This is a genomic window from Psychrobacter sp. NPDC078631 (genome assembly GCF_050268165.1).
Lineage (GTDB): Bacteria > Pseudomonadota > Gammaproteobacteria > Pseudomonadales > Moraxellaceae > Psychrobacter.
This window is the reverse complement of the sequence record NZ_JBNNGG010000002.1, coordinates 31,885-57,285: the sequence shown is the minus strand read 5'-3', so window position 1 is coordinate 57,285 and position 25,401 is coordinate 31,885. Positions and strand designations below refer to the sequence as shown.

Sequence of the window (25,401 nt, the reverse complement as noted above, 5' to 3'; positions counted from 1 at the left end):
GAGCCTCTGTACGGCTGTGGTCAATTACGCTAAATAATGGCTATTTATTAGCACAAACTTATCAAAGCTTTGAGTTATCTTAGATAATTGTAATAATGCTTAATTGTCTCTTTAATCAGGTTAAACTATCAGTCGTTATTAACTATTAATCATTTTGAAGATTAATAGTGTTAAACCGCTACTTTTTCAAAGCGAGCGATAGATTCAACATGACCCGTATGGCAGAACATATCCATCACGCCAGCATGAGTCAGACGATAGCCTTGTTCTAACAATGCTTTTGTATCACGGGCAAGGGTGGCTGGATTACAAGAGACATAAACAATGCGTTCAGCATTAAATTTTGGCAAATATTGCATAATCTCCCAAGCACCAGAGCGCGGCGGATCAATCAACAGTGCATCAAAGCCTTGGTTGGCCCATGGCTTATCAGTACAGTCTTGAGTCAAATCTTGACTATAAAACTCAGTATTGTTGATACCGTTGCGACGGGCATTGTCAGCAGCACGTTCGGTCATGGCCTCACTGCCTTCGACACCGACTACTGAGCCTGTCTCACCAACGAGGCGCGCTAGTGGCAAGCTAAAGTTACCCAAACCACTGAATAAATCTAGTACGCGTTCACCTGCTTTTAAATCCAACAAGTCACAGGCAAGCTTGGTCATCTGACGGTTCACAGATAAATTTACTTGGGTAAAGTCAGTAGGGATAAATTCAAAAGTCAGATCATACTCTGGCAATTGATAATATAAACGACCAAATTGCTCGCTCAAATCATCAGTATCTGTCAACGCAATACGTTGGATGCTATCAACACCTTTCGACTGCAAATACAGCTGCCAATTACGCGCTGCGAAAAACACTTTTAGTTTGTCTATATCAGCGTCTGACAACGGTTCTAAGTTACGTACGATGAGCGCAACTGGCTGATTGCCATCAGGTAGTTCTGGCAGTTGCTCACCCATTGCAAGCTCAAGCTGGGCAATTTTGTCACGGCTCTCTAGGGTACTAATAAGCGTTTTTAGGTTTTCAATCTCGAAACCAATACGCGAATCTAAGATATGACATTCATTTAGCTCTGCCAAGAAGTTACTTGAACGCTCGCGGAAGCCGACAAGCGCAGTTTCTTTTTTGACGACATAGCGCACGCCCAAACGTGCTTTGGTACGATAGCCAAGACGATCACCGACCACAGGAGGGAGCCAATTGTCAGGTTCCGCGTTGGCTTGGTGCATTAGCATTTCAGCCAATACTGACTGCTTAAAGTTTATTTGTCCATCTGGCTGCCAGTGCTGCAAGTTACAACCACCGCAAGTACCGAAATGCGGGCAGGGTGGTACAGCACGTTCAGGGTTTGGGTTGGCAGTAATGCTAATGGCATCGCCTTCTTCAAAGCTAGCACGGCTGTTGGTTATTTTTACTAAAGCGCTTTCACCTGGTAGAGCAAAGCTAACAAAGATTTTTTTGCCATGTTTGTCTTCAGCATGACCTTCCGCAACATCAAAACCATTACCATAGACAGCAACACCGCGACCATCATGTGATAAGCCATCAATATTAAATGGAATTGGCTCTGCATCTTTTAGACGACGACGTGTCTTTGATGATGGCTTTGATTTTTTCTTACTCGGCGGAATGACAATCGTTTGGGTGTCGTTTGTTTGAGCTTCATTCGTTTGAGCATTACTGTTTTGCGCTGCCATATCAGATGCTGTAGATGTTTTTGAATCGGTGGGTTGCATAAACCTGCCTTAATAATAAATAACTAGAAGAGGGGAATAAAAAACTACTAATAATACGATTTCTATAATTTGGGTGCAGATGACCAGTCAGCGATAAACTCTTGATGTCGCGGACTACCGTCCGCTTGGGTATACTTTGCCAGATAGTCATAGCTCTGCTGCTGCCAAGCATCAAAATCTTGTGAAGACAACTGTCCTGTTAGACGTAACCAGCGTAAATAAATAAGCCAAGTGTTCATAACATCAGACTCACAGTATATAGATAGGGTCTGCCAGTCACTGCTACTAACAAGCGCGCCGACCATGCTGCCATCTACCTCAGTTTTACCAGGTAATCCGTACAGACTTGCGACGATATCCATCGCTTCACGGCGGCTAGCACCGTACTGGCTAAACCGATCCATTAAGTCTAGATGGCGCGTATGAAAGCGATTAACATAGTTATCAAAGCGCATGTTTTTAATACGCTCGCCTTCTTCGAACAGCCATGGTGCTGACAAATCATACTGCATGGCACGATATATCAGTACAGGTATGTCAAAGCCTGAGCCATTCCAACTAATAAGTTGCGGTAGTGTCTCAATGTCGTTAAAGGCTCTAAAGAATTTGGCTAGGATTTCTTTTTCACTAAATTTATCGGCAGTCAAAGAAAATAGCGATAACTTACCATCCTTGATATACAGAGCTGAGATACAGACGATGCGCTGTAGTGGCAAGCGCATGAAATCATGCCCTGCCTCTTGTGTACGTATCGCTGTCAGCGCACTTAACGCATCCGCATCATTAAGATCGGCCAATTGCGGATAGATACGGCGTGCTGCATCGACATCAGCGACAGTCTCGATATCGAAAACTAAGATAGGGTCGGATGGTAGCGCCTGTGACATAGATAATCCTGACTATTTATGAGCTTATAGTTAATTCATTATAAAAGAATAACAGCGTTAGCATTGCTTGAAGTATTACGTTTACATCTGCACTTGGTCGCTTTGCACTTCTTTTAAATTAACGATACTAAATGGTATTTCTTATGCATTAATTAACTTCTGCGCTGCTGTTATCCGTATTACTATCGTCAACGTTATATAAACCTGTTGACAAATAACGATCGCCACGATCGCAGACAATAAAGGCAATAACAGCATTAGGATTTGCTTTTGCCACTTGGGTCGCTGCCCATGCAGCTGCGCCCGAAGATACTCCCGCAAAAATACCTTCAGTTTTCGCTAATTTACGCATATAGACTTCAGCAATACGCTGATCGATATCCATCACTTCATCAATCAAATCTGCATCAAAAATACCTGGCATATAAGCAGCAGGCCAACGGCGAATGCCAGCAATAGAGGCTTCTTCGTCAGGCTGTAGGCCGATGATTTTGACGTCTGGATTTTGCTCTTTTAGGTAGCGTGATACACCGGTAATCGTACCTGTCGTGCCCATCGAGCTAATAAAATGCGTAATTTTACCTTCGGTCTGTGCCCATAGCTCAGGGCCTGTAGTCAGGTAATGTGCTTGGCTATTATCAGGATTATTAAACTGATCCAATACAACCCCTTTGCCATCTGCTTGCATCTGCAATGCCAAATCACGCGCAGCTTCCATACCTTCGTCTACTTCAATCAGCGTTGCGCCATAAGCAATCATGGCATCTTTACGCTCTTGGGTAGAGTTGGTCGGCATCAGCAATGTTATCGGGTAGCCACGCATCGCAGCGACCATGGCTAATGCAATACCAGTATTGCCACTAGTGGCTTCAATCAACATATCACCAGGCTTGATATCACCGCGTTGTTCTGCTTGATAAATCATATTAAAAGCAGGACGATCTTTTACGGAACCCGCTGGATTATTACCTTCAAGCTTAGCTAATACTGTGGCGCCATTGGCAATGTGCTCTTGCTCAGGCAGACGTTGAAGTTTTACCAGTGGCGTTTGACCAACGCAATCAGCGAGGGTAGTGATTTGAGTAATAAAGTTAGCATTTGACATGGCCGTAGTGGACATAAAGTATCCTTTTATATTTTTTAAATATGTTTTTAGTTGCTTGTTTTTGATGGAAGCGCTGTTTTTATTGTTTGATCATAATTTTAGACAGTCGCTTGGTATATAGGTTTACGGTGATAAGCGAGCTAAAAACGAAAGGCATTAGAGTGCGCTCTCATATGTTATGACTATGAGCGATATATTGTGGTAAATAAAAAGTGGCTTTATTATATCATTTTGTTTTCAGCTGCGCTTATCGCATCAAGGATTAATAGTCACTATATCAGGTCAATGTCAATGTTACGTTGAAGATTGCAAAAGTAGGACCATTGCTTAAAGCCATATTCTCTTTAACATAGAGTGGTTGGCACTTTAATTACAACGTTGTTCATCACATGGAATGCCTAACCAGAACTTATAGAATCCTGTTAAGATAATCTTGAGCTGTATAGTAGTTGCCTCGTCAAAATCAGTTACTTTATTAATGATTAATAACTTCATTAAGAGTAGCGTCTTACCCAGATGCTCTGATATGACGCGCTGTAAGTAACATTAACACTGACATCATTACGAAAATTCACGGCAAGAACCTTAGTAGAGAGTAGACCTAGCATGGCATATAAAAAACGTTTCGATACCAGTAGTGCTTATGGTCAGCTGATCATACTGGTGTTTTTGCCTATCTGTGTGTTGGCAGCAGTAGGCGGTATTTTGGTATTTCACGAAACCATGCGTGCGAGCGACTCGGAGCAAGAAGTATTGGCCGAAGCGGTACTTATTCGCTATACACCAGTCATAGCTGAACTGATTCCTGAGCTGCTAGAACAAGAGCGCCAACAAGTAGGGAGTAGTGCTGAGAGGACCCAGCAAGCGGCGATGACGACGCTAGAAGGTATCCAAGATAAGCTTGGACGTATGCAGTCCGAGCAGCATGTACAGCGCATTGCTATTATTAATGAAGGCAATCAAATACTGGCAACAGTCGGTTATGGTCTCAATGAAGAATGGCCTCTAATCAGTGATTCCGCAAGCTTTTTGTCACAACGTCCAACGCCTGTAGGCACAGCGTATGGCAGTGTATTGGGAGAGTTTGAAGGGCAGACATTGTGGTTGCTCGTCGATATGGATAATGAGCCGCTTTATATTGCACGCTACCGTATTGCGATGGCATTAGTGATTACAGGCTTGTTTACTATCTTGATTCTACTACTGAGCCTAAATATCTATTCGAAACGTTGGATTGCTCCTATTTATGAGCTGCGTTTGCAGTTGCAACGTACTCATGTCGATAATTTATACCAACCTGTACCAGTAGAGTCAGATGGTGAACTGAATTTATTACAGCAAGATCTAGTCAGAACATTGCGCCGCTTACATAGAAGCTTTCAAGAGCTCAAAGACCATGCCGAGCAGACTGAGGATGATTTACGTTTGGCATTTGATGAGATGGAGATGCAAAACATCTCTATTCGAAATGCACGCGATGCAGCGATTTCAACCAGCCAAGCAAAATCTGCGTTTTTAGCCAATATCAGTCATGAACTGCGTACACCATTGAACAGTATCGATGGTTTCATTAATTTGCTGGCACGTCACGGTGAGCTGAATCCTGAGCAGGACTTGTATGTACAGACCATACGTAAGTCATCAGCACATCTGCTCGCTTTGGTAAATGATGTCTTAGATTTTTCTAAGATTGAAGCAGGTAAGCTAGTGCTGGATCGCCATGAGTTTGACCTTTACGACACTATCTATGATGTGGTCGATATGTTATCTCCTGTCTCTGCGGAGAAGGGTTTGCGCATGGCGGTGCTTTTTTACAATGATGTGCCGATGCGTATCAATGGCGATGCGTTACGTCTTAAGCAAGTATTGACCAATATCGTTGGTAATGCCATTAAGTTTACCGATAGTGGTGATGTGGTGGTGCGTGTGAGCTTAGATGACCACCGTGATAATTATCTGATGATTAGCGTGCAAGATAGCGGAAAAGGTATTTCTCTGGCAGATCAAAAAATGCTGTTCCAAAGCTTTAGCCAAGGCGACCCATCAATCACACGTCAGTATGGCGGTACAGGGTTGGGTCTGGTTATCTCCAAACAGTTAACACGCTTGATGGGCGGTGATATTGGATTTCATGATAATGCTCAAGAGAATATTGCCAACCAAGGCGCGACTTTTTGGTTTCGCATGCCAGCCCATGTCGATGTGCTAGAGGCAGCCACAGGTCAAACGATTGAATTACCAGTATTAGCGCCACTGGCGAGCGAGACCGATGAATTTAATGTGTTGGTTTGGATCAATCATACCGCTTCGATACAAGTACTCAAGGCCAGCCTGCAATATTTACCGATTAAATTGACTCAAGCCAACTCATTACCGGGTGTACTTGAGTCATTAAAAGAGCATGGTAACTATTGGGATTGGGTCATCGTTGATGATGACACGCAAGACGATATGATGGCGCTTCTTAAGCAAATTCGTCTGCATTATCAAGGCAAGCTTGCTGTGTTTGGCTATCAAGTGGCGGCCGATCAAGCGCTACTCAACCGCTATCATGCCAACATACTGTATGAGCCATTAGACAAAAGACAGCTGTATGCAATGCTCGATACTCAAAGCCGTAGTACGCCGCAAAGCCTGCAAGAACCACGCTGGAAAGGGGTCACGGTACTGGCAGTTGACGACCATTTGCCTAATTTACTAGTGCTTGATGCTCTATTGAGCGAGCTAGGGATTCAGGTAGTCACTGCGAGCAGTGGGTTTGATGCTATCGAGATTATCAGTAAACAACAAACCAAAAACATCAAAACTGCCAAGAGTGATAAGCAAAGCCTATCGAATAAAACGCAACTCTCTAAAGCAGAAACGCGTGATGAGATAAACAAGAAAACAAACAGCGCGTTCTATCATGAGGACACGAGCGCTGACGATAAAGCAGCTACGCAAGACAAAGACAATATTGATTTGATATTTATGGATATTCAAATGCCACGTATGTCAGGACATGAGGCGGCCAAGCAGATTCGAAATATCGAAAATGCGGATAGTCGTATCCCTATTATTGCTCTGACAGCTCATGGGTTGGCAGATGAACGTGACAAACTTATAGCCAGCGGTATCAACGACTATGTCGGCAAACCTATTAGCCAACCTCAGTTATTGCAAGTGCTACAGAAATGGCTTGGTCGTAAGAGTACCGCACCACAATTGACCGCGCTGCCCGATACAGATTTGCAAAGCTTTGGCTTACAGCATCCTGATTTGCAGAGTGATAATGTACAAGATGCTAATGTACAAGGTGCTAACGTAAAGGATACCGACTCATCAGAGGCTGAACTAACTGCTATAGACTCGCTGCGCGGTTACTCAATCAATGACAATCATTTATCAAATGACTTGCTCTCTAACAATGTAAATGGGCAAGAGACTCAAGCCAGTTCAGACAGCCCAACCGCTACTTATCCAATAATAAGAGGAGACGGGGTAGATCGTAACAGTACTTCTGTCAGTAGCGAGCCGAAAATTACCCGTCCACTATCCCTGAAAAAAATTCGTGATGACTATCTGCGCGATAGCCAGCCTCGTGAAAACTATAGACGAGATACTGCGCGTGATATTCAGCCACGCTATGAGAGCTTACGTCTACAAAAACAAGGTCAGTCGCCACTACTACAATCACCAGAAAAATCTATCGACAACTCTCAAGATAAAAGCCCTCAAGACCAAAGCTTTCAAGATAGAACAGCTCACGATAATACGACTTTACATGAGCAAATTAATAATGACCTTAGTAACAACAATATCAGCAAAAGTGATACCTCAAACATTTTAGATTGGCAAGATGCGCTCACTCGTTCAGCGAACAAACCTGAATTGGCGGCCAAGCTTATTATCATGATGATCGATACTATCAATGATGAAAAACAGGCGCTTATTCAGGCATGGGAAGCTCATGATCGTAACATGTTGGCACAAATTGCCCATCGTATATTGGGCGGTAGTCGATATACGGGTGTACCACAATTGCGTCAGGCTAGCCAAGATTTGGAAGATAAGTGTCTGCTGAATGTACAGCATACGACACCTGTGCAATTTGCAATGATTGAGCCTTATTATGAGGCATTATTAACGGCGCTAGACAACTTGCAAAAGGTGGATTTATCTTCTTATCCGCAGCTTAATTATCATCGCTTGAGCGAAAATGACATGACGTGGAAAATGATATAAGTTGAATATGAGGAAAGAAGGTCAGAATCATTCAGATTCAGAGAGCGATAGGTAATTTTGTTGGATTTGCTTATCGCTATCAACTAAACACTCTATATCTGCTGTATATGAAACTGACAGTAGTATCGTGGCAGTCAGTTATTACTACGGTACAACAAAGACAAGCCTGCTAATATTGTGAATATCAGCACCATATTTATTTTATTCATTAATAAGGATTGTTATGAACGCGATTGCAAGTTACCAGTATGAGACCTTACAAGTTAGTATTACAGACAACATACTGACGGTTACCTTAAATCGTCCACATAAAAAAAATGCCATGAGCTTTCAGGTAATCAATGAGCTGATTAAGCTGGCAGGTCGTATTAGCAAGGACAGAACCATACGCGCAGTCATTCTAAATGGGGCAGAGGGGACGTTTTGTGCAGGGATCGACTTAGGGGACTTAAATCATCCAAAGAATACAGCATTTGCGCTTTGGGAGTTGATTAAGCCATGGCAAAGTGCGTTCCAACGGGTGTGCTTGGTATGGCGTGATCTACCAGTACCTGTCATAGCAGTATTGGAAGGGTATTGTATCGGCGCTGGGTTGCAGTTGGCGTTGGCTTGTGACATACGTGTCAGTCACCCTGATTGTCAGTTATCTATTATGGAAGCTAAGTGGGGCCTAGTGCCAGATATGGGACTGACCCAATCAGCATTTGGGGTTCTACGAGAAGATACTCTAAAAGAACTCGCCATGAGCGCTCGTATCATCGATGCTAATGAAGGCAAAGAGTTAGGCTTGATTAGTCATTGTAGTGAAGCGCCTCTTGAACAAGCACAAAAGCTTGCTGCCGAATTCGCAGAGCGCTCTCCTGATGCGGTACTAGCAAGTAAACGCGTGATAAATGCGATGTATGATCAACCTGCGAAGACTTTATATAAAGAAAAAGCATGGCAGCTTAAAATGATGCTTGGTCGTAATCGTAAGCTTGCCCTCAGAAAAGCAAAGCAGGCCAGCACCTTATTTGGCAAACGTCAATTCCGCTAAATTTTTGCTATCAGTAAATTTTCTAGTGTTATTTTCGTTTGATTCATTCTGATAAAAGAAATTGCTACCTAAGAAAACCAGACATATTTTGATAAATTACTTTGATGGGTTTTAATTGTTAACGGTTGTTTCACCATTATCTTACGGCCATTGAAATGTAAGCAGATAGCACGATATAGCATTGTCTGCTTGCACCGATGTGGGTAAAGATGCACTATTGTTGTTAAAGGTATCTATTTTGATTATTGGATAAGCCAGTAAAATGACAAAAGCCTACCTAACAACATGTGCAAGCAATTAAACGTCGAAAAATAAAATATTAAAAATAATAGCCACTATATAAAACGGTCTAAATATGTCTGCTTCAAAACCCTCCCTTCCAAACAAACCTATCGCTTCTGAGCGAGTGCGCTCTGCTGATTTGCCTGTTGCATGGATTATGATGCTTGGGCTGATGGTTGCGGTAGGCCCATTATCGATTGATATGTATCTGCCAGCATTGCCATCGATGGCCGATGATTTCGGTGTTTCAACGGCCTTTATGGCCAACTCCGTTCCTGCATACTTTTTAGGTTTGGTATTTGGGCAGCTATTTTACGGCCCATTCAGTGACCGTGTCGGCCGTGTCAAACCTTTATATATAGGTATGACGTTATACGTTATCGCTTCTATTCTTTGTGCGACTACTGATAATGAGTACGTGCTTTTTGCAGGCCGGACCTTACAAGCACTGGGCGCGTGCGTCGGTGCAGTAGTTACTCGTGCTGCAATTCGAGATCGCCTCACTGCCAAACAAACGGCAAAAGCTTTTTCCATCATGATTTTAGTGATGGGCTTAGCACCCATATTGGCACCATCGCTTGGCGCGCTATTCTTACAGTTTTTTGATTGGCACTCTATCTTTTGGTTCTTAGCTGCATTTGGCGCTCTAAACTTGCTACTGACTAAGTTTTTCTTTTTTGAAACTTTAACCGAGGAAAATCGTAACGTACGCCCTGCAAGAGAAGTGCTCAGTCAATATTGGGATTTATTAAAAGACCCGACTTTTAACTATCCAGCAATTGGTGGCGGATTGTTAATGGGAGCAATGTTTGTCTATATCAGCTCGGCTTCAGAGCTAATTATGGATACTTATGGCGTCTCAGCGACACATTTCGCTTGGTTATTCGGAATGAATGCGGCAGGTTTTGTAGGTTTGACTCAGCTGAACCAATGGCTTACCAATCGCTTTCGAATACTAAGTATTTTACGCTTTGGGGCAATGATGCAGGTTATCTCTGCGGGTTTGCTATTCGTGATTGGCTTGCTTTTAGGGACGGATGCTTGGTTACCACTAGTGCTGGCTTGTATTTTCTTTTGTATCGCAGGATTGGGTCTAACCCAGCCCAATGCTTCTGCAATTGCGCTCGCCTTTCAGAAACGCCGTGCTGGTATGGCAAGCGCACTACAAGGCTCGCTGATGTTTTCAGTCGGTATATTCGGCGGTTTATTATTGAACTTGTTTCCAGTCAACCCAGTTCTCAAAGTTGGTATTGCCCTATTCTCACTAATGAGTTTCGGTTCTTTCCTGATTTGGAAAATTGATCGTAATCTAAATTTGGACGATGCAGAGTAACAGCGTTTCTATTTTAAGTTAACTGTATTTTAAAAAGCACTCATGCGCTCACAGCGTATGAGTGCTTTTTTGTGCGTTTTATTTATTTTTATTCAAAGCCAAATTAAATTTTATAGGCGTTTTATATGATGGAATTTATTGATTATAAACGAGTATATGTTGTTCAGAATTATATGCATAATTTGATATATATAACTACTAGTAGATGATGACCAAACATAATTATTGCAATCGTAAAATTAGGTAAGTATTATCTAACGTAACTTTCTGTAAGTGAATATGTATAGACATTGCTTAACCTTGCTAGATTGTCAATTAATTAAAATGTAAAACAACGTTAGGTTTCAAGGATAGATTATGAAGCAGTTATATAGAGCGTTACCGATTTTGTTGAGTGTTGGCCTATTTGGCTGTAGTAATTCTGCTACTCAAGAAAATGCAAACGCACCAGTAAAGGAAAACACAGATAGCTTTGTAAGTAAGTTACCTGATACAGCGCCAACCATAAAGGTGGCTACAACAGGCACGATGCCACCGTTCTCGTTTCAAGATGACTATGGCAATATGCAAGGTATTGATATTGATTCAATTCGTGCTATCGGTGAAGAACAAGGTTTCAAAGTCGAGTTCTACAAGGAAACTTGGCAGAACATGTTTGACACAGTAGAGTCTGGTGGACGTGATCTAGCCATCTCAGGTATTTCTTATAAAGATGACCGCGCTGTCAAATATGGTCTTTCTGCTCCTTATTTCTTTAACCCATCATCAATTATGTACAAAAACACTGACTTGAAAATCAATCGTATAGACGATTTGCAAGGCATGCATGTTGCAGCAATGGAAGGCTCAAAGCAAGAAGACCAGCTCAGAGCGATGGGTAAATATAGCGAACTGACGACTCGAAGCACTGCTTATTTATTATTTGAAGATTTGATGCAGGACAAAGTCGATGTCATTTTGCATGACTTACCGATCCTACAGTTCACCGCGAAAAACCATCCAGAGTATGACGTTACTATCGTCGCTTATGAGGGCGAAGACAACCCATCAGCACAGCAGGTTATTTTGATGGCGAAAGGCAATAATGACTTAATTCGTAAAGTGGATGAAGGTATTGCAAAGCTCAAACAAAAAGGAACGTTTAAAGAGATTGAGAATCGTTGGTTAGGCGCAGCAGAGACTGCTGAAAAGAGTGATTCTGATACTAATACTAAGCAAGTGAACTAAGGAATTCTGAAGATGGCAACCGTACCTAATGTCGACAATAAGCGCTATCAAGGTCTGATTATTTCAATTGCACTATTTTTATCTCTAATCGGTGCTTTGCTAGCGTTCACGTTTTATACCTCAAACTTATTAGAAAGAAACACCGCTTTAATTGACCAAACCAACCAAGTTGCAAACAGTGCACAGGCGGTAATTAAAGATCTTTTCGACTTGGACAGCAGTTATGGTGAGGATACTAAGTCTCCACACATACAACGAGCATTAAGTCGTTTAGAGCAAAACACAACGTTGATTACCAACTCTATTGCAGCGATTGAGCAAGGTGGCACGATCACAGATGAAGAAGGTAATAGCTACGATTTACCAAAAATTGATAGCAACGCACAAACCAACATCGCCGCTGCCAATGAGCAATGGAAAGCGCTAGAGCCCAAAATTCAAGCATACTTAAAAGATGCTGATAACGTTATGGTGCCTTCTGCTGATGAATTGACTCAAGCAGTTGAGCAGGCTAAAACATCAAGTTTGTTTATTAACGATTCTTTAGATAGTCTGACAAAAGATGTATTTAATAGTGCAGAACGTCAAGCAACTACCATTCGTCTTATTCAGGTACTTGGTGTTGCCGCTATCTTTACCTACTTTCTAATCTTCGTATTCTTCTTTGTACGTCGTCTACGTGAGACGGATGCTGAAGCACTTGCCGCTCGCCAAGAAACGCAAGAAATTATGGAAACAGTGAATACGGGTCTTTTCCTACTGGATAAAGACTTGAATATTGGTCAACAGCATTCTCGAGCGCTGAACAATATCATCGGCTCTGATAGCTTGGCAGGGGAAAACTTTACCAATGTCTTGCGTGGTCGTATCTCTGATAAAGACCTCAAGACCACACAGCAATTCATTGAGCAGCTCTATAACCCTCGCGTTAAAGAAAAACTGGTAGATTCACTTAACCCGTTAAATAAGGTTATGCTGCATAACCTGTCTGAAGACAAGAGTCTTGATAATCGCTTCTTGGATTTTAAATTCTCACGTGTTTATGACAATAAAGACATTGCTCGTATTTTGGTCAACGTGAATGATGTATCAGATGCAGTCTACTTAGAACAGCGCCTAGAAAAAGAGCGTTCGCAAAACGATATGCAGATTGAGATGTTAACGACTATCTTGAATGTAAATCCGAAGATTATTAATGAGTTTATTGGTAATACCCAAGCGCATATCGAGAAGATTAATAACATCTTGAAAAATCCTGGTAGCTCACAATACGAGCTTGAAGGCAAATTAAAAGCTATTTATCGTGAAATGCATAGCTTAAAAGGTGAAGCATCAGCACTAAAACTACACAGCTTTACGAAGATTGCTTCTGATGCTGAAGACAAGTTACATGCATTGCAAAACCAAGGTCAGTTGTCTGGTAATGATTTCTTACCATTGGCAGTACATTTGGATGATTTGCTTAGCTTATCGAACACGATTGCGACGTTGGGTGAGCGTATCAACCGCTCAGCACCGACAGCAGCTAAGTCGTCAACCGTACAAGCGCCAATTGCTACTCAAAGTCCAGTAGCAGACCATGCAGCTAGCAATGCTGACTTTGATGGTGGGCTAGATATCGACTTAGACAATGAAGCAGATGACGATTTATTGTCTTTCTACAATGAATTTACAAAAGAGATTGCTGCAAGACAGGGCAAGCAAGTACAGCTAAAAAGTACGACGCTAACCCAAACCAGCATTCCGGAAAATCTGGCAAAGCCAATCAAAGAAATCAGTATTCAGTTGCTGCGTAATGCGGTAGTCCATGGTATCGAGTCGCCAAGTGTGCGTCATACTACTGGCAAAACTGACGTTGGGACTATTGACTTGGAAGTGCAAGACAACGGTTCAAACTTTATGCTGGTTGTGCAAGACGATGGACAAGGTATCAACTATGACAACATCCGTAATAAACTGATTGAAGAAGGTCGTTTCGGTACGGAAGAGGCAAATCAGCTTAGCAAAGGTGACTTGCTCAAACAGCTGTTCTCTTCTGGATTCTCTACCAAAGAGCATGCAGATGAAGACGGTGGTCGCGGTGTCGGACTTGATATCATCAAAGCAAAAGTAAAAGAGTATGATGGCAAGCTTAACGTAAATAGCGAACTAGGTCAGATGACACGGTTTGTCATTACTTTACCTAAAGCTTAATCAAAATAGTAATTATATTGTCAGGGACGACAAGCACTTCATTAAAGGTAGTAGATAAGTTATGCATAAGTTAATGATTGTTGATGATTCAAATATTATTAGAAACCGTATTCAGCGCGCATACGATTCAGGAAAATTCATGTTAGTTGCGACAGCGACTAGCGGTGTTCAAGCCATCGAAAAGTTCAATGTCCATCGTCCTGATGTGATCACTATGGACCTAACCATGCCACAAATGGATGGGCTAGAGTGTATTGAAAAAATCATCGCGATCGATCCTGAAGTACGCATTTTAGTGGTATCAGCGTTATCGGACAAAGCCACCGGCATTGAAGCACTGTCGTTAGGTGCTAGCGGATTTTTGTGCAAGCCTTTTTCAGAAGAGGAGCTTGTAGAGTCTTTGTATGAGCTGATGCAAGACTAATACCATTCATCGACCAAAGCAGATGTCATTATGAAAGAGCAAAAGCTACAGATTTTTTTAAGTATTATTAGTAATTATTTTGACCAATTTGGGGGAGAAGAGCTAATTGCTGATACCCCTTACTTACTAGAAAACAAACAGCCAAAAGTCCACGATTATACGGGCGTGATTGGTATATCTGGTGGCCAAAAAGGCGTGGTGTATTTTTCGGCGACGCGTGACTTGCTGTCTTCAATATTAGACAGCATGGGCGAAACCGATAAAAGTGAAGAGAACTATGTAGATCTGGCTGGGGAAGTGGCTAATACCATCGCAGGTAATGCACGTAAAGAGTTTGGCTCAGAGTTTCATATCTCTGTACCATTTGTGTTCAAAGGTGCGCCGCAAAGTATTGTGTTGCCGAACGATGAGCGTTCTTTTATCATCCCCATCACTTGGCATTCTCAAGTAGGCGAGATTGTGGTTTGTTTGCAAGATTAATGCTGCCACGTAATACAGATGGATATTAATATATTATGGTTAAAGTAGAAAAATTGGGTGTATTTCTAAGCTCGATCAATGCGTTTTTTGCGCAAATCGATGGCTCAGAAGTGTCAATTGATACCCCTTACTTGAACAACAACAAAAGCGCGATTGGCTTTGATTATAGCGGTGTCATTAAGATATCAGGGCCTTTAGAAGGCTGCGTCTATGTCAGTGCACCAAGCGTGATGTTGCGAGAAGTCATCAAAGTGATGGGCGAGCCTGACTCTTCAATCACCATGATGAAAGATTTGTTGGGTGAAATGGCCAATACAATCTCAGGTAACGCTCGGACAGAGTTTGGTTCAGAGTTTATTATCTCTCCGCCGCACATTGTGGAGAGTGCGCCAAGCGTGTCTTATTTACCTAAAGATCGTCAAAGCTATATCACACCATTTACGTGGCGTGGTTACAAGGCGGTCATTGGTATTTGCATTGCATAAGTTATAGTCACTCCTCTATAAACGAGTGATAACTATAAAAGAGCGACGGTATTAACCTTGCTTGAAAAATAGCTATTAAAAAGACAATCATGAAAAAAGCGATGCAAATGTGTCGCTTTTTTTTGTTTTATTATCGCCATAGTTTGTTTTTATCTTATTGATACGCTACAAACAAACTGCTGGAGATTCCAAGACGTTATGTGATAAAATACAGCGCAGCTATTTTTTATAATTCACTTTATAGTTTAGATTTGGGCATTTGCTTCGATCTAGCGATAGCTTCTTTTTTTTAACCAACCAATGACACACACATCATGGCAAAAAATTGCTGGGTGTTTGGCGACTTGATTAATTTGTGATCTGTTAGTGCTTTACTAATGAAAACTAACCGGTAGCAGATGCGTGTCGCTAAATAGGCTGTTTTTGTGATGTGGAGGCATAACCCAACCAATAGGATATATTCTCATGGCTACAAAGAATCCAACCAAAATCGAAATGCGCGACTTACTACAAGCAGGCGCTCACTTTGGTCACCAAACACGTTTTTGGAACCCAAAAATGGGTCCATACATCTTTGGCGCACGTAACAAAATCCATATCATCAACTTAGAGCACACCGTAAAAGCGTTCAACGAAGCGTTGACTTACGTAAATGGCCTAGCTGCTAAGAAAAACAAAGTATTATTTGTTGGTACTAAACGCGCTGCAAGCGGTATCGTACGTGAGCAAGCAGCTCGCGCTGGCATGCCATACGTTGACCATCGCTGGTTAGGTGGTATGTTGACTAACTGGAAAACTCTACGTCAGTCAATCAACCGTCTAAAAGAGCTAGAAAAACAAGCAGAAGACGGTACTTTCGCTAAGCTAACTAAACGCGAAGCGCTAGAGCGTACTCGCGATATGGAAAAACTTGAGCGTTCACTAGGTGGTATCAAAGACATGGGCGGCCTACCTGACGCTATCTTCGTAGTAGACGTAGATCACGAAGCTATCGCTATCAAAGAAGCCAAGAACTTGGGTATCCCAGTTATCGGTATCGTTGATACTAACTCTAGCCCAGACAACGTTGATTACATCATCCCAGCTAACGATGATGCTATCCGTGCTGTGACTTTGTATGTAACTTCTATGGCTGATGCTATCATCGCTGGTAAAGAATACGCACAAACTCAAGCTGGTGGTAAAGCTGAGCAAGCACCTGCTGCAACTGAAGAAGCGCCAGCTGCAGAAGAAGCTGCTGCAACTCCAGCAGAATAAGTAGCTGACTTAAAAAGTTTAACTTTGTAAGGATGTCTTGATAGTGTATCTATCAGCATCCATATAATGTTTTGAACAGCATATAAGCTCATAATAGGCATGATGTAGTTTTACTCGTCATGCCTTGTTATTGAATAAAGCCTTATTAATAATGCCATGCGTAGAGTGAGCAGCTATTGAGCGAGTATTATCGTTCCTACTGGTCATATCGCTATATTGTAGAGATGTTATTTGTTTGACATCATTGATGGCTATATTAGTAATCGTTCAAGACGAGCTGTCTGCTAGATTTTAAGTAATACCAAGATATCGAATAGAAATACAGCATTTAGAAATCCAGCACTCCTATACATAACTATACTAAGGTGACTCTTATGACAGAAGTAAAAGTATCTGCCAAAATGGTAAAAGAATTGCGTGACCGTACTGGTCTTGGCATGATGGAATGTAAAAAAGCGTTAGAAGAATCAAACGGTGATGTTGAAGTTGCCATTGATAACCTACGTAAATCTGGTCAAGCTAAAGCAGCTAAAAAAGCGGGTAACATCGCAGCTGACGGCGCTATCATCATCGCTCAAGGCGAAAACAAAGCATTCTTGTTAGAAGTTAACTGCCAGACTGACTTCGTTGCAAAAGATGACAGCTTCACTGCATTTGCAGAAAAAGTTGCTAACCTTGCACTAGAAAACAACGTAACTGACGTTGCTGCTATCTCTGAATTGTCTTATGGCGAAGGTCAGACTGTTGAAGAAGCACGTGTATCTCTAGTACAGAAAATCGGTGAAAACATCCAGATTCGCCGTGTTGAAACACTTGAAGGTGCTAACATCGCTGCATACCGTCATGGTCTACGTATCGGTGTAGTTGTATCTTTTGAAGGTGGCGACGCTGACACTGGTAAAAACCTTGCTATGCATATCGCTGCATTCAACCCTGTTGCTGTAGATGACGAAGATGTTGCTGCTGACGTATTGGCACGCGAAAAAGACATCATCGAAGCAAAAGCTCGTGAGTCTGGCAAGCCTGACAACATCGTTGAAAAAATGATCGAAGGTGGCCTACGTAAGTACCTAGACGAAGTAACTTTACTACGTCAGCCATACGTTATGGACAACGACAAGAAAGTTGGCGAAGTCCTAAAAGCTGAAGGCGTAAAAGTACTTGGCTTCAAACGTCTAGAAGTTGGTGAAGGCATCGAGAAGAAGCAAGAAGACTTCGCTGCTGAAGTTGCTGCAACTCAGGCTGCTAACAAGTAAGTATCAAATAGTGTTGGAATAGGCTGTGAGTCCTTAATTGTGGCTTACAGTTTGGCTTTATCACTCTTAATGTATCATGACATCAAGCATCATGACATAAAGCGTCCAGACATAAAAAGGCCCATTAATTCGTTAATGGGCTTTTTTATGTCTGGCTTTTAGATAACTGGCTTAGCGTAAAGCCGCGTAGGCTGAGTTGGCATAGCTAGCACTATTCACATTGCTGCTAGTAGCATAACTGACATTTTGTAAGCCATTACTTGTACTGGTGCTACTGGTTTGATTGTTAGCACTGATACTCGCACCAAACAGTCCTGCATCGTTCTTATACAAGCTATGATAACGGCTCATCACTCTTTGAACATAGTTACGTGTTTCTTTGAATGGAGGGATGCCACCGTATTTATCGACATTGCCTTCACCAGCATTGTAGCCTGCGACAGCATGTTCGACATTATTGTTGAAGCGGCGCATGAGCCACGCGATATATTTGGCTGATCCTTCGATATTATCTGCAGGGTTCCAAGGGTTGCTGACATTGAAACGGCGCGCAGTCGCTGGCATCAACTGCATAAGCCCTTGTGCGCCTACTGGTGAGCGTGCGTTTGGATTGAAAGCTGATTCAGTGTGCATCATCGCTTTCATTAGGGCAGGGTCCACACCGTTGCGCTCAGCGGACGCACGAATGTAGCTGTCGTAAGAGTTGCGACTTCCGCTATTGCTAGCGGCGCTGCTACCATAGCTATCGCTACTTCCGTCATACATCTTAGAGTCTTTATAATAAGTTACTTTTACTTTTTTCGTAAACTTATCAAAATTTCCACTAGGATTGACATTGGTCAACAGTACTTGCCCACCTTTGTCTTTGTAGATATACATGTTGCCTGCATTGGCAGCGACAGAAAAGGTCGAAAGAGCAATAGCACTTAGTAAAAGGGGAGATAAGCAGCGAGTCATCAAAGTAGCCGTATTTATCATAGTAAAATCACTTTTTATCGAATAACAGCAAATTATTTTGCCTACATATGCATTGAATTAGGCGCTTAAGCGGTTACTGATTTTGCAGAATTATTTAGCCCACTGTGAGGACAGCAGCTGAGCAATTATCACTTTCAATAAGGAACCACTTGCAATAGATACAAAAAATAATAGTTGCTTACTATAACATATAATAACTTTTTGGCGCATCAGATTGACAAACTAAGTTGTAAAATCAGATTTCTATTATTAAATAACCTTAGATAAATCAATGTACTAACTTTTCTAAGTGACTTAATGAGCCATTTGTAGTCGGTTTTTTGAGTTGATAAATTTAGAAAAATAAAGTGTCTCAATTTTTTAAGAAATAATAATGACATTTGAATAGTCGAGGTGATTTTCAATCTAAAATTAACAGTAGATAAGCCTATTAATGGTTAGGTTTTTAAAAATATAAGAATAGTTTAGGTAGGGTTTTAGTGATGACTAGATACCGATAGCACTGATAAAGATAGGCACCCAAACCGCGGTAACCAACCCGTTCACTGCCAAGCCAAATGCAGCATAACGTCCGGCTGTATGACTGATTTGCCAAGCTTCTACAGTACCAAACGCGTGAGCTGCTAACCCCAGTGCTAGACCTTTGGCTCGGTCGTCATTGATACCGCGGAACAAAAAGCGAGCGACCGTACCACCTATCAGACCTGAGACAATGATAATTAGGTTAGCCATTGCCAATGGTGCTTTGATTAAATCTGCAACACTCAGGCCAATCGGCGTAGTCACAGAACGGGTAGCGAAAGCCAATAGGGTCTCATGACTGAGCGAAAATAAATAGGCCAGTGACATAGGCAGTAATGCGCCAACAACACTAGCAATAGCGACAATTAGAGTGAGTTTTTTAACTGGTAAGCCTTTAAAGTTCATCGCCGCTAATGGCACAGCCAGAAGTACTGTGACATATCCCAATAGATGGTCAAATACAGGTTTTGCCGCGCTGTAATAGTTGGTGTAATCCCACTGCAGTACAAATAGGAAAAAAAGCACTAGGACAAGTGCGGTAATGACCATCGGTAACCATGACAATTTACGCGCTAATACACGTGCAATTACGTGTGCTGCTAATGTCAATAATATTGCGGCTAGGGTTGCCATAAATACGCTGTCAAAAGTCATAATATCTCTCCGCAGCTCACGGCTGTCCCTTTTGCTCAGTGGTAGTCGTACTATCAGTGTTTGCAGCATGATTGAGCCAACGATTGGCTAATAATGCTAGTCCCCACAGTGGTATGAGCGTACTAATAATCATCGTTATCATCACACCCAATAGCTCATCTCCTAGAGCAAATAGCAACAGGCCTGCACCAGCAGAAACTGGTAAAAAGGCAAAACCACTATCGACTAGTAAAGTATTACTGGCCTGTGTGAGCCAGCTCGGCAATCCCTTAAGCAATCGCCACGCCATCAAAATAACAAACATCGCAACCAAACCGACAATATTGGCCGCTTTTTCGATGCCTGCCATTTGACAGAGAACAACCGCCGTTTCTCGAACAACGATGACCATGGTCAACGTTAGAATTAACGCAAGCCATAGTGGGAGATGGGGAGAGTGAGTAGGCTTCATAAGCAATTCTGGCCAAGTCAGATATAAATGGATGGTGTACCAAACAAAGTATGTGATCACACCAAGAACACAACATAGAAAATGATGCTATGCATACTGATGGTAGCAATGATTCACTTTCGAGAGATTAGTGCTATCTATCAATATTTGTTGAATGTATAACAGGCGATTATATAGAGAGTGAGGCAACTAATAAAGCCTATGCACCGTGACTCGTCATATCCAAAAAAAATAGACGATATCAATGGATATCGTCTATTCTATTTTAACGTACTATATAAGGGTTTGTGGTCGAACAGTACGAATCAAACGTTCATTCGATTACTGCCGCAAATGACTCACTTTAACCATAGTTATTATTCTACAGAAACAACTATTATTTTTCTGAATCAGCTGTTTCTGAGTGTAATGCATCAAACTCGTCAAACGCTTTTTCTTCAGCCTCTGTCATAGTTGGCTCTTCAACGTCATCAACTTTCTCAAACTCTTCGAGTACTGGCATCAGTAGTGTTGCTTGTGCAAGCGGCAATACATCGATAGGTTTCAAGTTTGCTTGACCCAGTAGCTGTCTTAAGCGGTCACTTGGCAAACGAATCGTCAGACATTCACGACCTGTATCGTCATAGCTTTCTTCTTCAATAACACCTAGTTCATATAGAGTGTTTTTGAACTGTCCGGCATCATACGGCAAGGTCAAATCAAACGTCGTCAGCTTACCTGTCAACAATTGCTGTACGGCAAGCGTTAGCTCTTCCATGCCGAGGTTCTGTCTAGAAGAGACATAGACGCGGTTTGGCTGACCTTCGCTAGCATAGCCGATATGAGCAGGCTCATCAGTCAAATCAATCTTGTTATAGACATTGAGCACAGGTACATCGTTATCGATTTCTGCCAATACTTCTTTGACCGCCTGAATCTGCTCGTGCATGTCTTCGCTAGAAGAATCAATGACGTGCAATAACAAATCTGCTTCTAGTGTTTCTTCTAGAGTTGCATGAAAAGACTCAACCAACTCATGCGGCAGATGACGGACAAAACCAACCGTATCGACTAAGACGACACGACCAACTCCCTGCCAGTCTAAACGACGCAGAGTAGGGTCTAACGTCGCAAATAGTTTATCAGCAGCATAAATATTTTCATCGACCAAACGGTTGAACAAAGTAGATTTGCCCGCATTGGTATAGCCGACCAGTGAGATGGTCGGTACATCAGATTTCTGTCTACGGGCGCGACCTTGCGCACGAGTCTGACGGACTTTTTCTAGTTTGCTCTTTAGCTGATTGACGCGAGTCTGTAGTAGACGGCGATCGGTCTCAAGCTGAGTCTCACCCGGTCCACGCAGACCAATACCACCTTTTTGACGTTCCAAATGCGTCCAACCACGTACCAGACGCGTTGATAGATGGTTAAGCTGAGCCAGTTCTACTTGCAACTTACCTTCGTAGGTACGGGCACGCTGCGCAAAAATATCCAAAATTAAACCAGTACGATCCAACACGCGGCACTTCACTAACGCTTCGATATTACGCTCTTGTGACGGTGATAAGCTGTGGTTAAACAGTACGATATCTGCTTCGTGTTCGCGTACCAACTCTGCGATTTCTTCTGCTTTTCCGCTACCAACGAAGTATTTGGCGTCAGGGCGTGAGCGTGATCCAGTGACTAGTGCCAAACGATCGGCACCTGCTGAATCAGCCAACAGCTCAAATTCACTAAGATCGTCAGGATCTTGAATTTGGCGGATGTCTAAATGTACTAAAATGGCGCGTTCGCCACCTTCATGTCTTTCAAAATAATCCAAAGAGTATCACCTATTTAATAAAGTAAATGTCTCGCTATAATCAGCTCAATAAGCTTTAACATAGCGTTCATATGTTTATCTATATATGGTCTTATCACTTGATATTAAAGCGTATTAGCATAATTAGCGATGGTTTTATGTTACAGCGTTTGCTGCGGATAATTTTTTATAAATCTGCTTTATTACCCGTTTGTATAAAAGTCGGTAATCACTGAGTGAACAAGCTATCACTGAGTGTGCGAACTTTGTTATACTGGGCTCGTTTTTTGACTATTAAACACCCGTTATTTAATCATGAGGGCGAAGATGAGCCAAGCTAAATCAAGCTTTTCACTCAGACGACAGTTAAGCCGAGGCCGTCAGGTTGCTGGTATGACCACGACCATGGTCGGCGGCATACGCGCGGCGAAGCGTATTGGTGCATTCAAGCAGCCACCACGCGAGACCCTACCACGTTATATCCAGACATTCTGCCGCAAGATGGCAGGCTCTTTTGGGGTAAAAGTAGTAGAAGTGGAACCTGTAGAGCAGTTCCATGGCTTGTGGGTATCGAATCACGTGTCATGGATGGATATCCCTGTCGTTGGTACTGTGAGCCCAGCGTTCTTTTTATCAAAGGCTGAAATCGGTGAATGGCCTGTATTTGGCAAACTTGCCCATGCCGCAGGGACGCTTTTCATCGAGCGTGGTTCCGGTGATGCAAGCTCAGTATCGGCGCAGATTGCTGACTTTTTAGCCAAAGGTTTTTCGATTATTTTCTTTCCTGAGGCGACCACTACCAGTGGTAAAAAAGTAAAGCGCATTCATGGAACATTGCTGCAAGCAGCCATTGACGCTGATGTGCCTATCAGACCGATTATCATCGCTTATGTCAATAAAGATGGCACACTAAGCGACGCATTGCCATACTATGGTAAGCTGACAATGAAAGAAAGCATGAAGAAAGTGCTCGATAGCAAAAACGTGACCGCTTACGTGTTGCCACTCGCGCCTATAGATCCAGAGGGTCGTAATAAAAGCGAGCTGACCAATTTATTGCAAGCACGCATGAACGAAGGATTGGCTGAGCTGCACTCAAGAGTCCTTAGCGCACCAGTTGAAGATTGATTATTTACAGTTGAACTAGTTAGAGTTGAGCTATTGTAGTTAATCTCAGCCAGTTAATAAAAGGGCGCAAATCGAAACGATTTGCGCCCTTTTTTATGGAAGTTTTAATAGAGCGAACTTAATATTATTTATTCAGCAGGCTCTATTAACATCCAATCTCTATAAAAGACCAACTATGGCGATGGATTAGGTTGCTGTGTGTGCACCGCTTCAATCGCTTCTAAGACATCTGCCGTTAGCTCCACATTAACACTGTCGATGTTTGATTTGAGTTGCTCGGTCGTCGTCGCCCCAATGATGTTACTGGTGACAAAGTGACGAGAGTTCACAAAAGCCAATGACATCTGCGCCATGTCCAGACCTGCATCTGCAGCTATCTTGGCATATTGTTCAGTGGCTGATTTGGCTTGCTCATTCACATAACGACCGAAACGATCATACATAGTCAGACGTGCGCCAGTTGGACGCTTGCCATCAAGGTATTTGCCAGACAACACACCAAAACCAAGCGGTGAATACGCAAGTAGACCAACGTTTTCACGATGGGCAATCTCAGCCATACCGACTTCGTATAAACGGTTCAATAAGCTATATGGGTTTTGCACGGTAAGTGGTGGAATTAGGCTGTTTTTATCTGCTTCCCATAGATAACGCATGAGTCCCCACGCGGTATCATTCGATAAGCCATAAGCACGAATACGACCTTTTTTGATTTCATCATTTAAGGCCTGAATGGTCTCTAAAAACGGGGTTAAATCGTCTAATGACTGGGTTGCCATCTCTTCATCATAGCCACGCTGACCAAAGAAATTCGCTTGACGTTCTGGCCAATGCAGCTGATAGATATCGATATAGTCTGTCTGTAGACGTTCCAAATTCCCGTCAATAGCACTGCTGATGTGCTCGGCGTTAAAGCGCGTTTGACCGTCACGCAAAAAGTTCATTGGCGATATTTTACTAGCGAGAATAACTTTGTCACGCTGTTTGGTCTTGTTAAACCAAGTGCCCATAAAGCGCTCAGTATCACCCTGTTTGTCTTTGTCTGGTGGTGACGGGTACATCTCTGCGGTATCCCAAAAGTTCACACCTTCACTGAGTGCCATGTCCATTTGCTCATGTGCTTCGGACTCAGTATTTTGCTGTCCCCATGTCATCGTGCCTAGACAGATTTTAGATACTTTTTCATCGAGTTGCGGTAACGTTTGATACTGCATATAAGTCTCCCTTTTGACTGTTTTTTATCAATATTTATTTTTAGATGAGTTGTATTTATTGATGTTTACATCAATTTGATACCAGTGACACCGGGTGGTGTGACTTTAAAGATTTTCACTTTGAATAATACGTCTTGTCCTGCCAATGGGTGGTTAAAGTCTACTTCGACTTGGTCTTCATCGATGGCACTAATCGTACCGGGCAAGGTGTTTTTACCTTTGTCTTCGAACTCAACCATCATGCCAATTTCTGGATTGTCAGCGACTAGCGCAAACTGAGTACGGCTAAAATGTTGGATGTTTTCAGGATTCCACTCACCAAATGCTTGCTCTGGCTCAAGGTGTGCGGTGCGAGTATCACCGGCGCGTAGATTCATCAGTACTTGCTCAAAGCCAGGTAACAAGCTCTCATCACCAATGGTCAAAGACACAGGTGCATCACGATTAAAAGTTGAGTCGATGATGGTGCCGTTTTCTAGTGAAACTTCAAAGTGCAGCTTAACGAGGCTACCATGAGCGATACGAGTGTCTTCGTTTGGGTTAATAAATTGAGATTGAGTCATAATAAAAAGCCATCGGTTGCTAGAATAAAAGAATAGAAAATAATGCGTTTGATTACAGTGTTTTTAATTGCAGTATTATAGTGTAAGAAATAATAAGCCATCTAAGACCAGATGTAAGCGTCAATAATGTAACGCAGATAGTGTACTATAATTGGCAATTCTAAAAGATATGAGGTG

Annotated in this window: 20 protein-coding genes; 11 read left to right on the top strand and 9 right to left on the bottom strand. The window is 42.3% G+C overall.

The genetic code is table 11. From position 1 onward, the window contains the following. Window positions 1–170: 170 nt before the first annotated feature. From rlmD to cysM, 3 genes are all read right to left on the bottom strand, one after another. A complete protein-coding gene (gene rlmD / locus ACQKCP_RS06350; RefSeq protein WP_427611707.1) occupies window positions 171–1,742 on the bottom strand; it encodes a 23S rRNA (uracil(1939)-C(5))-methyltransferase RlmD in 1,572 nt (523 codons plus the stop codon). Between the two features lie 62 nt (window positions 1,743–1,804). Beyond that, window positions 1,805–2,629 carry a 3'-5' exonuclease gene (locus ACQKCP_RS06345; protein ID WP_427611706.1) on the bottom strand — a complete coding sequence of 275 codons (825 nt, stop codon included), beginning with the start codon at window positions 2,627–2,629 and terminating at the stop codon, window positions 1,805–1,807. Between the two features lie 148 nt (window positions 2,630–2,777). Continuing rightward, window positions 2,778–3,749, bottom strand: coding sequence for a cysteine synthase CysM (gene cysM, locus ACQKCP_RS06340; RefSeq protein WP_427611705.1), 972 nt, complete (start codon window positions 3,747–3,749; stop codon window positions 2,778–2,780). Window positions 3,750–4,340: 591 nt separating this feature from the next. Between cysM and ACQKCP_RS06335 the strand changes: the two genes are divergently transcribed. From ACQKCP_RS06335 to tsf, 10 genes are all read left to right on the top strand, one after another. Continuing rightward, window positions 4,341–7,958, top strand: coding sequence for an ATP-binding protein (locus tag ACQKCP_RS06335; protein WP_427611704.1), 3,618 nt, complete (start codon window positions 4,341–4,343; stop codon window positions 7,956–7,958). 223 nt (window positions 7,959–8,181) lie between these two features. Beyond that, window positions 8,182–8,994, top strand: coding sequence for a crotonase/enoyl-CoA hydratase family protein (locus ACQKCP_RS06330; RefSeq protein WP_134292623.1), 813 nt, complete (start codon window positions 8,182–8,184; stop codon window positions 8,992–8,994). A gap of 355 nt (window positions 8,995–9,349) precedes the next feature. Next, on the top strand, window positions 9,350–10,609 hold the full coding sequence (locus tag ACQKCP_RS06325) for a multidrug effflux MFS transporter (protein WP_191114724.1): 1,260 nt from the start codon (window positions 9,350–9,352) through the stop codon (window positions 10,607–10,609). A 357-nt stretch (window positions 10,610–10,966) separates the two neighbouring features. Continuing rightward, window positions 10,967–11,836 (top strand): substrate-binding periplasmic protein, encoded by an 870-nt coding sequence (locus ACQKCP_RS06320; protein ID WP_427611703.1) that lies wholly within the window; start codon window positions 10,967–10,969, stop codon window positions 11,834–11,836. 12 nt (window positions 11,837–11,848) lie between these two features. Beyond that, window positions 11,849–14,029: an ATP-binding protein gene (locus ACQKCP_RS06315; protein WP_427611702.1), complete on the top strand. Its 2,181-nt coding sequence runs from the start codon at window positions 11,849–11,851 to the stop codon at window positions 14,027–14,029. 61 nt (window positions 14,030–14,090) lie between these two features. Next, the gene (locus ACQKCP_RS06310) at window positions 14,091–14,453 is read left to right on the top strand and encodes a response regulator (RefSeq protein ID WP_057758425.1); all 363 of its coding nucleotides are present in this window, start codon (window positions 14,091–14,093) and stop codon (window positions 14,451–14,453) included. A gap of 30 nt (window positions 14,454–14,483) precedes the next feature. After that, the gene (locus ACQKCP_RS06305) at window positions 14,484–14,933 is read left to right on the top strand and encodes a chemotaxis protein CheX (protein WP_057758427.1); all 450 of its coding nucleotides are present in this window, start codon (window positions 14,484–14,486) and stop codon (window positions 14,931–14,933) included. 35 nt (window positions 14,934–14,968) lie between these two features. Then, window positions 14,969–15,418 (top strand): chemotaxis protein CheX, encoded by a 450-nt coding sequence (locus tag ACQKCP_RS06300; protein ID WP_057758429.1) that lies wholly within the window; start codon window positions 14,969–14,971, stop codon window positions 15,416–15,418. Between the two features lie 465 nt (window positions 15,419–15,883). Next, window positions 15,884–16,675: a 30S ribosomal protein S2 gene (gene rpsB, locus ACQKCP_RS06295; RefSeq protein ID WP_057758431.1), complete on the top strand. Its 792-nt coding sequence runs from the start codon at window positions 15,884–15,886 to the stop codon at window positions 16,673–16,675. 374 nt (window positions 16,676–17,049) lie between these two features. Beyond that, window positions 17,050–17,931: a translation elongation factor Ts gene (tsf, locus tag ACQKCP_RS06290; protein ID WP_057758434.1), complete on the top strand. Its 882-nt coding sequence runs from the start codon at window positions 17,050–17,052 to the stop codon at window positions 17,929–17,931. Window positions 17,932–18,102: 171 nt separating this feature from the next. On the opposite strand, the gene ACQKCP_RS06285 is transcribed toward tsf, so the two are convergent. The 4 genes from ACQKCP_RS06285 to hflX form a co-directional block, all read right to left on the bottom strand. Next, complete coding sequence (locus ACQKCP_RS06285) at window positions 18,103–18,909, bottom strand: lytic transglycosylase domain-containing protein (protein WP_165597959.1); 807 nt, start codon at window positions 18,907–18,909, stop codon at window positions 18,103–18,105. Window positions 18,910–19,395: 486 nt separating this feature from the next. After that, window positions 19,396–20,085 carry an LrgB family protein gene (locus ACQKCP_RS06280; protein WP_427611701.1) on the bottom strand — a complete coding sequence of 230 codons (690 nt, stop codon included), beginning with the start codon at window positions 20,083–20,085 and terminating at the stop codon, window positions 19,396–19,398. A 16-nt stretch (window positions 20,086–20,101) separates the two neighbouring features. Next, window positions 20,102–20,536 carry a CidA/LrgA family protein gene (locus ACQKCP_RS06275; protein ID WP_427611700.1) on the bottom strand — a complete coding sequence of 145 codons (435 nt, stop codon included), beginning with the start codon at window positions 20,534–20,536 and terminating at the stop codon, window positions 20,102–20,104. 376 nt (window positions 20,537–20,912) lie between these two features. After that, window positions 20,913–22,340, bottom strand: coding sequence for a ribosome rescue GTPase HflX (gene hflX / locus ACQKCP_RS06270; protein WP_057758442.1), 1,428 nt, complete (start codon window positions 22,338–22,340; stop codon window positions 20,913–20,915). Window positions 22,341–22,646: 306 nt separating this feature from the next. On the opposite strand from hflX, the gene ACQKCP_RS06265 reads away from it, so the two are divergent. Continuing rightward, window positions 22,647–23,447 carry a lysophospholipid acyltransferase family protein gene (locus ACQKCP_RS06265; RefSeq protein WP_057758444.1) on the top strand — a complete coding sequence of 267 codons (801 nt, stop codon included), beginning with the start codon at window positions 22,647–22,649 and terminating at the stop codon, window positions 23,445–23,447. Between the two features lie 173 nt (window positions 23,448–23,620). On the opposite strand, the gene ACQKCP_RS06260 is transcribed toward ACQKCP_RS06265, so the two are convergent. Then, the gene (locus ACQKCP_RS06260) at window positions 23,621–24,661 is read right to left on the bottom strand and encodes an aldo/keto reductase (protein ID WP_427611699.1); all 1,041 of its coding nucleotides are present in this window, start codon (window positions 24,659–24,661) and stop codon (window positions 23,621–23,623) included. A 65-nt stretch (window positions 24,662–24,726) separates the two neighbouring features. Continuing rightward, window positions 24,727–25,224, bottom strand: coding sequence for an FKBP-type peptidyl-prolyl cis-trans isomerase (locus tag ACQKCP_RS06255; RefSeq protein ID WP_057758447.1), 498 nt, complete (start codon window positions 25,222–25,224; stop codon window positions 24,727–24,729). Between the last annotated feature and the right edge of the window lie 177 nt (window positions 25,225–25,401).

Excerpts from the sequence above, each read along its gene's own strand:
- ACQKCP_RS06255 (WP_057758447.1), bottom strand. The coding sequence starts at position 25,224 with ATGACTCAATCTCAATTTATTAACCCAAACGAAGACACTCGTATCGCT.
- ACQKCP_RS06325 (WP_191114724.1), top strand. The coding sequence starts at position 9,350 with ATGTCTGCTTCAAAACCCTCCCTTCCAAACAAACCTATCGCTTCTGAG.
- ACQKCP_RS06335 (WP_427611704.1), top strand. The coding sequence starts at position 4,341 with ATGGCATATAAAAAACGTTTCGATACCAGTAGTGCTTATGGTCAGCTG.
- ACQKCP_RS06265 (WP_057758444.1), top strand. The coding sequence starts at position 22,647 with ATGAGCCAAGCTAAATCAAGCTTTTCACTCAGACGACAGTTAAGCCGA.
- ACQKCP_RS06305 (WP_057758427.1), top strand. The coding sequence starts at position 14,484 with ATGAAAGAGCAAAAGCTACAGATTTTTTTAAGTATTATTAGTAATTAT.
- ACQKCP_RS06330 (WP_134292623.1), top strand. The coding sequence starts at position 8,182 with ATGAACGCGATTGCAAGTTACCAGTATGAGACCTTACAAGTTAGTATT.
- cysM (WP_427611705.1), bottom strand. The coding sequence starts at position 3,749 with ATGTCCACTACGGCCATGTCAAATGCTAACTTTATTACTCAAATCACT.
- ACQKCP_RS06300 (WP_057758429.1), top strand. The coding sequence starts at position 14,969 with ATGGTTAAAGTAGAAAAATTGGGTGTATTTCTAAGCTCGATCAATGCG.
- rlmD (WP_427611707.1), bottom strand. The coding sequence starts at position 1,742 with ATGCAACCCACCGATTCAAAAACATCTACAGCATCTGATATGGCAGCG.
- ACQKCP_RS06275 (WP_427611700.1), bottom strand. The coding sequence starts at position 20,536 with ATGAAGCCTACTCACTCTCCCCATCTCCCACTATGGCTTGCGTTAATT.
- ACQKCP_RS06310 (WP_057758425.1), top strand. The coding sequence starts at position 14,091 with ATGCATAAGTTAATGATTGTTGATGATTCAAATATTATTAGAAACCGT.
- ACQKCP_RS06280 (WP_427611701.1), bottom strand. The coding sequence starts at position 20,085 with ATGACTTTTGACAGCGTATTTATGGCAACCCTAGCCGCAATATTATTG.
- ACQKCP_RS06260 (WP_427611699.1), bottom strand. The coding sequence starts at position 24,661 with ATGCAGTATCAAACGTTACCGCAACTCGATGAAAAAGTATCTAAAATC.
- tsf (WP_057758434.1), top strand. The coding sequence starts at position 17,050 with ATGACAGAAGTAAAAGTATCTGCCAAAATGGTAAAAGAATTGCGTGAC.
- ACQKCP_RS06315 (WP_427611702.1), top strand. The coding sequence starts at position 11,849 with ATGGCAACCGTACCTAATGTCGACAATAAGCGCTATCAAGGTCTGATT.
- rpsB (WP_057758431.1), top strand. The coding sequence starts at position 15,884 with ATGGCTACAAAGAATCCAACCAAAATCGAAATGCGCGACTTACTACAA.
- ACQKCP_RS06345 (WP_427611706.1), bottom strand. The coding sequence starts at position 2,629 with ATGTCACAGGCGCTACCATCCGACCCTATCTTAGTTTTCGATATCGAG.
- ACQKCP_RS06320 (WP_427611703.1), top strand. The coding sequence starts at position 10,967 with ATGAAGCAGTTATATAGAGCGTTACCGATTTTGTTGAGTGTTGGCCTA.
- ACQKCP_RS06285 (WP_165597959.1), bottom strand. The coding sequence starts at position 18,909 with ATGATAAATACGGCTACTTTGATGACTCGCTGCTTATCTCCCCTTTTA.